The following is a 7070-nucleotide window of genomic DNA, read 5'->3' as shown; positions in this document are numbered from 1 at the left end:
CCTCTAGCCTCCTCTTGGTCTTGCTTGTTTACTCTTCGGGGGGGGGGGGGGGGGCGCCCCCCCCCCCCCCCCCCCGACCGCTCACCTCAGACCTCTTCGACCGAGCTCGGCTCGCGCCGGGACAGGTCGATGCCCAGCTCCTCAGCGGCCCGGAACACCTCGTCGTCGGTCTCGCGCATTTCCAGGGCCACACCGTCGCTGGACAGCACCTCAACGTTGAGGCACAGCGACTGCAGCTCCTTGAGCAGCACCTTGAACGACTCCGGGATGCCCGGCTCCGGGATGTTCTCGCCCTTGACGATGGCCTCGTAGACCTTCACCCGGCCGAGCACGTCGTCGGACTTGATCGTGAGCAGCTCCTGCAGGGCGTACGCGGCGCCGTACGCCTGCATCGCCCAGCACTCCATCTCACCGAAACGCTGACCACCGAACTGCGCCTTACCACCCAGCGGCTGCTGCGTGATCATCGAGTACGGACCGGTCGAACGAGCGTGGATCTTGTCGTCGACCAGGTGGTTGAGCTTCAGGATGTAGACGTAGCCGACCGCGATCGGGTCCGGCAGCGGCTCGCCGGAACGACCGTCGAACAGCTGCGCCTTGCCGGTACGGCCGATCAGCTGCTTGCCGTCCCGGTTGGGCAGGGTCGACTCGAGCAGACCGGAGATCTCCTCCTCGCGGGCACCGTCGAAGACCGGGGTGGCCACGTTGGTGTCCCCCTCGGACTCGTGCGCGTCGATCGAGCGGAGCTGGCGCTTCCAGTCGGTGTCGTCACCCTCGACCTTCCAACCGGTCTTGGCGACCCAACCGAGGTGGGTCTCCAGCACCTGGCCGATGTTCATCCGGCTCGGCACACCGAGCGGGTTGAGCACGATGTCGACCGGGGTGCCGTCCTCCAGGAACGGCATGTCCTCGATCGGCAGGATCTTCGAGATGACACCCTTGTTGCCGTGCCGGCCGGCGAGCTTGTCGCCGTCCTGGATCTTGCGCTTCTGGGCGACGTAGACCCGGACCAGTTCGTTGACACCCGGCGGCAGCTCGTCGCCGTCCTCGCGGGAGAACGTGCGCACACCGATGACCGTGCCGGTCTCGCCGTGCGGCACCTTCAGCGAGGTGTCCCGAACCTCACGCGCCTTCTCACCGAAGATCGCGCGGAGCAGGCGCTCCTCCGGGGTCAGCTCGGTCTCGCCCTTGGGCGTGACCTTGCCGACCAGGATGTCACCGGGGACGACCTCGGCGCCGATCCGGATGATGCCGCGCTCGTCGAGGTCGGCGAGCATTTCCTCGCTGACGTTCGGGATGTCGCGGGTGATCTCCTCCGGGCCGAGCTTGGTGTCCCGAGCGTCGACCTCGTGCTCCTCGATGTGGATCGAGGTGAGCACGTCCTGCTGCACGAGGCGCTGCGACAGGATGATCGCGTCCTCGTAGTTGTGACCCTCCCAGCACATGAACGCCACCAGCAGGTTGCGTCCGAGTGCCATCTCGCCCTCGTCGGTGCACGGCCCGTCGGCGATGACCTGACCGGCCTCGACGCGGTCGCCCTCGAAGACCACCGGCTTCTGGTTGACGCAGGAGCCGGCGTTGGAGCGGCGGAACTTGTGCAGCAGGTACGTCCGGCGGTGGCCGTCGTCCTGGTGGATGGTGACGTAGTCGGCGCAGAGATCCTCGATCACACCGCCGACCTCGGCGACCACCACGTCGCCAGCGTCGACCGCGGCCCGGTATTCCATGCCCGTGCCCACCAGCGGCGCCTCGGCCTTGACCAGCGGCACCGCCTGGCGCTGCATGTTCGCGCCCATCAGTGCCCGGTTGGCGTCGTCGTGCTCGAGGAACGGGATCATGGCGGTCGCGACCGAGGTCATCTGCCGGGGCGAGACGTCCATGTAGTCGACGGCACCGGGGACGACGTCCTCGGTCTCGCCGCCCTTACGACGGCACAGCACCCGCTCCTCGGCGAACGTGCCGTCCGCCTTCAGCCGCGCGTTGGCCTGGGCCTTGACGAAACGGTCCTCCTCGTCCGCGGTCAGGTAGTCGATCTGGTCGGTGACCCGACCCTCGACGACCTTCCGGTACGGCGTCTCGATGAAGCCGAACGGGTTGACCCGGGCGAAGGTGGACAGCGCGCCGATCAGGCCGATGTTCGGGCCTTCCGGCGTCTCGATCGGGCACATCCGGCCGTAGTGGGACGGGTGCACGTCGCGGACCTCGAAGCCGGCCCGCTCCCGGGACAGACCACCCGGGCCGAGCGCGCTCAGCCGGCGCCGGTGGGTGAGACCCGCCAGCGGGTTGGTCTGGTCCATGAACTGGGACAGCTGCGACGTCCCGAAGAACTCCTTGATCGCCGCCACCACCGGGCGGATGTTGATCAGGGTCTGCGGGGTGATCGCCTCGACGTCCTGCGTGGTCATCCGCTCGCGGACGACCCGCTCCATCCGGGACAGGCCGACCCGGACCTGGTTCTGGATCAGCTCACCCACGGTACGCAGGCGCCGGTTGCCGAAGTGGTCGATGTCGTCGGCCTCGTAGCCGTCCTCACCGGCGTGCAGCCGGCACAGGTATTCCACGGTGGCGACGATGTCGTCCTCGGTCAGCGTGCCGGTGGTGATCGGCACGCCAACTTCGAGCTTCTTGTTGAACTTGTAGCGCCCGACCTTGGCGACGTCGTACCTCTTCGGGTTGAAGAAGAGGTTGTCGAGCAGGGTCTGGGCGTTCTCGCGGGTCGGCGGCTCGCCAGGGCGCAGCTTGCGGTAGATGTCTAGCAGGGCCTCGTCGGCGCCGGCGATGTGGTCCTTCTCGAGCGTGGTCATCAGCAGCTCGGACCAGCCGAACCGCTCACGGATCCGCTCGGCCGACCAACCGATGGCCTTGAGCAGGACCGTGACGGCCTGCCGACGCTTGCGGTCGATGCGTACGCCGACCGTGTCGCGCTTGTCGATGTCAAACTCCAGCCAGGCACCCCGACTCGGGATGACCTTGACGCTGGAGAGGTCGCGGTCGGAGGTCTTGTCCGGCTCCTTGGAGAAGTACACGCCCGGAGACCGGACGAGCTGGCTGACCACGACGCGCTCGGTGCCGTTGATGACGAAGGTGCCCTTGGGCGTCATCATCGGGAAGTCACCCATGAACACCGTCTGGCTCTTGATCTCGCCAGTGGTGTTGTTGGTGAACTCCGCGGTCACGAAGAGCGGAGCGCAGTAGGTCAGGTCCTTCTCCTTGCACTCCTCGATCGAGGCCTTGACCTCGTCGAAGCGCGGCGCTGAGAAGGAGAGTGACATGGTGCCGGAGAAGTCCTCAATGGGACTGATCTCTTCAAGGATCTCCGCGAGACCCGAGCGTGCGTGCGGGTCGTCCGCCGACCGGCCCTGCCAAGCCTCGTTGCCCACGAGCCAGTCGAAGGACTCGTTCTGGATGGCAAGGAGGTTGGGGACCTCGAGGTGTTCGGTGATCCTGCCGAATGAAACTCGGCGGGGAGCGAATGCGCTCGACGTACGACTGGTCTTCGCAGGGCGGGAAGCTGCCAAGATGCGTCCTTCCGAGGACCGGTGCTGCAGAACGGCTGGTACGCGTGCACTCCAATGACCCCACCAGAAATATCCGTAAACGGACATTTCCGAGCAGGGGTCAAGTCGGAAGGCAGCGCAAACTAGCAGTGTAGCCGAGAGGCTAACCGCTGTCCAGCCCACCCCGCAGGTCGTTTGCGGAACGTGCCTCGGCCCCCGTGAACCGGGGTCTGCCGGGCCGCTCGGAACGCAACATCCCCACTGGGCCGCTCAGGTTGACGCGGCAGATGGTGCCGCCGCTGTCATACCCACGTCGTGGCCGTCGCAAGCGCGGTGTCTTGCTGGTGTCAGCGTGCCTGGCAGCCCGGGGCCGCGTCAAGGGCCGGTATCCGGGTCGGCCCTTCTTTCCCACCGCAGGGCGACCCGCCACGCGCGTTCGGACCGACCGCCGCGACCGTCGGCGCCCAGCTCAGGGGCAGGTCGGCTGCGGAACCACAAACACGACGGGCGGTGATCCGTGTCGGATCACCGCCCGCCGCGACGCGATCGTGTCCCGGCTCACGAGCCAGGTACGCGCAGGTGGAGCTCAGGTCACTTGAGGGTGACCTTGGCGCCTTCACCCTCGAGCTTGGTCTTCGCCTTCTCGGCGGTCTCCTTGTTGACCTTCTCCAGGATGGCCTTCGGCGCGGCCTCGACCGCGTCCTTGGCCTCCTTGAGGCCCAGGCCGGTCAGCTCACGCACGACCTTGATGACCTGGATCTTCTTGCCGCCGTCAGCCTCGAGGATGACGTCGAACTCGTCCTGCTCCGGCTCGGCCTCGGCAGCAGCGCCGCCACCGCCACCCGGGCCCGCGATGGCGACCGGAGCCGCGGCGGTGACCTCGAAGGTCGTCTCGAACTGCTTCACGAACTCAGAGAGCTCGATCAGCGTCATTTCCTTGAACGCGTCGAGCAGCTCGTCGGTGCTGAGCTTCGCCATATCTGGCGTCCTTTCCTGATTCTGTTAAGTAAGAACTGGTGCGCCGTGGGGGCCTCAGGCCGCCTCGGCGCCCTCCTTCTCGCGCTTGTCCTGCAGTGCGGCCGCCAGACGGGCGGTCTTCGACAGCGGGGCCTGGAACAGGGCCGCGGCCTTGCTCAGGTTGCCCTTCATCGCGCCGGCCAGCTTGGCCAGCAGCACCTCGCGGGACTCCAGGTCGGCGAGCTTCGTGACCTCGGCCGCGGAAATGGCCCTGCCCTCGAAGACACCGCCCTTGATGACGAGCTTCGGGTTGGCCTTCGCGAAGTCGCGAAGACCCTTCGCCGCCTCGACGACGTCGCCCGAAACGAAAGTCAGCGCGGTAGGACCGGTGAACAGCTCGTCGAGGCCGGTGATGCCCGCGTCCGTCGCAGCACGCTTCGCCAGCGTGTTCTTCGCGACCGTGTAGCTGGTCTCGGCGCCCAGCGAGCGCCGAAGCTGGGTGAGCTGGGAAACCGTCAGACCGCGGTACTCGGTCAGCACGGTGGCGCCTGCGCTGCGGAAGTTCTCGGTCAGCTCAGCGACGGCCGTGGCCTTGTCGGCCCGGATTGGCTTGTCCGCCATGTCCCTCCTCTCTCGTTACTCGAGGCTGGTCCCCGTCACAGCCGAAGCCGGAACGGGGGCGGAGGCAGCACGACAACGAAAAAGCCCCGGCGCAGGGCGCACGGGGCGAGGGCCGGCGGATCAACACAGTCGGCGGACCATGTTCACTGCCGAGTTACGCTTGCCGCCCTACGCGGGTCGCCCGTTGTCGCGGGACCTTCGACCGTGCCGGAGCACGGTGACCAGCGGTCTCTGGGTGGTTCCTCATCCATGAGAACACGGATGACGGCTTGAACAGTACGCGCCCCCGGCCACCAGCGCCAAATCGCACCTGGTGAGCCACGCCACCGACGCCGGGGCCGCTCAGCCCTGGGCCCGCCGCCGCCACAGGTAGCCACCGACGACCGCGGTGCTCCAGGCCAGCGCCCACCCGGTCAGCCCCAGCAGGGTGAGCGCGGCCGCGTCGCCTCCGGTGGTGCGGGCGGCGGCCATGATCGGCGGCGCCAGCCAGGGCGCCACCGAACCGCTCAGGCCGAGCACCACCGCGCCGACACCGCCGAGGGCCAGCACCGCGACGCCGTACGCGGCACCGCCCACCGCCGCCCGGCTGGCCAACGCACCGAGGGCAACCGCGGCGGGTACGGCGAGCAGGTGCGCCCACAACCCCAGCGCGAGCCCGACCACGATCGACCGGTCCCCCGGCTCCACCGGACCGGTGACCCCGCCGACCAGCCACGGAAAGAGCAGCGCGACAGCCACCGTCGCCAACGCCGCCACGACCGCGGCGAGGAGCCCGGCAAGCCGCTCGCGGGCCGCCCCGACGGTCACCTGGGCCAGCCGACGCTGCACGTCCGGCTCGACGTCGAGCAGGATCTTGGTCTGCCAGGCGAGCACCGGGAAGAGCACCACGGCCGAGACGCCGTACGCCTCGGCCGGCTGGGATCGGCCACCGCCGTAGAGCGTGCCGAGCACGACGAGGCCGGCGAGCAGCGGTGCCAGCGCCCGACCGGTCCGCAGGAGACCGGCCAGCCGCATCCGCACCAGGGCGCTCACCGGGCCTCCTCGGCTGCCTGCTCGACCGCGGGGGTGCCCTCGGCGACCTCGGGCTGTCCGGGTGCTCGTCCACCGTCCGGCCGGGCCGGGGAGGTCGATGCGGGGCGAGCCTGCGGTGCGGTGGTGGAGGCGTCGGCGCGTACCCGAAGAATGTGGTGGCCCTCGGCGCGCAACCGGGCGACGGTGCCGGCGACCCGCGCGGTCGGGACCGCGACCTCGACCACCGCGAACGTCTCGTCCGCCGACGGCGTCTCCTCGGTCAGTGACCCGTCGGCCACCAGCCAGCGGCGCGCGGTCGGCAGCCGGACCGTCTCCCCGCGGTGGTCGCTGACCAGTACCGCACCATCGGCGGCGAGCACCTCGGCGATCAGCTCGGGAACAAGCTCGCGGGTGGTGGCGTCCAGCCCCTCCCACGGCTCGTCGAGCACCAGCAGGCCCGGCGTGCGCAGCATCGCCTGGGCGAGGCCCACCTTCTGGGCGGTGCCCTTGGACAGCTCCGGCAGCCGGACCGAGCGGAAGGCGGCCAACCCGAGCCGGTCGGTCCAGGAGGCGACCGCCTCGTCGGCCGCGGCACTGCCCAGCCCCGCCACCCGGGCCATCGACGTCAGATAGCGGGTGACGGTGAAGGGCTGGTCGGCCGGGAAACGCTCCGGCACCCAGCCCACCCGTGCCGGCCGGTCGGTGACCCGGCCCCGGCCTGGCCGGAGCACCCCTGCGGCCACCTGGAGCACCGTCGACTTGCCGACCCCGTTGCGACCCAGAACGACAGCCAGCTCGCCCGGACCGATCCGCACGTCCACGCCGCGCAGCACCCACGGCCCGCGCCGGTGGTACCGCAACCAGACGTTCTCCAGCCGCATGGGACAGATTACGGGCCACCCGATCGGGTGACGCCGGCCGTGGACGCGGTGCGCGCCGCACTGACCACCGCCGGGCTGGAGGTGCTCGACGCGCTGCGGGTGA

Annotated in this window: 5 protein-coding genes; all 5 read right to left on the bottom strand. The window is 69.2% G+C overall.

Translation table 11 applies throughout. The annotated features are described in order from the left end of the window. Positions 1 to 86 precede the first annotated feature (86 nt). On the bottom strand, positions 87 to 3518 hold the full coding sequence (locus ABZU25_RS34125; RefSeq protein WP_355033486.1) for a DNA-directed RNA polymerase subunit beta: 3432 nt from the start codon (positions 3516 to 3518) through the stop codon (positions 87 to 89). A gap of 570 nt (positions 3519 to 4088) precedes the next feature. Further along, positions 4089 to 4475, bottom strand: a complete 387-nt coding sequence (gene rplL, locus ABZU25_RS34120; protein WP_355033485.1) for a 50S ribosomal protein L7/L12 — start codon at positions 4473 to 4475, stop codon at positions 4089 to 4091. Positions 4476 to 4529: 54 nt separating this feature from the next. Further along, a complete protein-coding gene (gene rplJ / locus ABZU25_RS34115; RefSeq protein ID WP_355033484.1) occupies positions 4530 to 5075 on the bottom strand; it encodes a 50S ribosomal protein L10 in 546 nt (181 codons plus the stop codon). A 342-nt stretch (positions 5076 to 5417) separates the two neighbouring features. Then, positions 5418 to 6107 (bottom strand): hypothetical protein, encoded by a 690-nt coding sequence (locus ABZU25_RS34110; protein WP_355033483.1) that lies wholly within the window; start codon positions 6105 to 6107, stop codon positions 5418 to 5420. Then, complete coding sequence (locus ABZU25_RS34105; RefSeq protein WP_355033482.1) at positions 6104 to 6967, bottom strand: ATP-binding cassette domain-containing protein; 864 nt, start codon at positions 6965 to 6967, stop codon at positions 6104 to 6106. The genes ABZU25_RS34110 and ABZU25_RS34105 overlap by 4 nt, the downstream gene beginning before the upstream one ends. Between the last annotated feature and the right edge of the window lie 103 nt (positions 6968 to 7070).

The organism is Micromonospora sp. NPDC005215, from assembly GCF_040607915.1.
Taxonomy (GTDB): domain Bacteria; phylum Actinomycetota; class Actinomycetes; order Mycobacteriales; family Micromonosporaceae; genus Micromonospora.
This window is presented reverse-complemented; position numbering and strand designations above follow the sequence as displayed.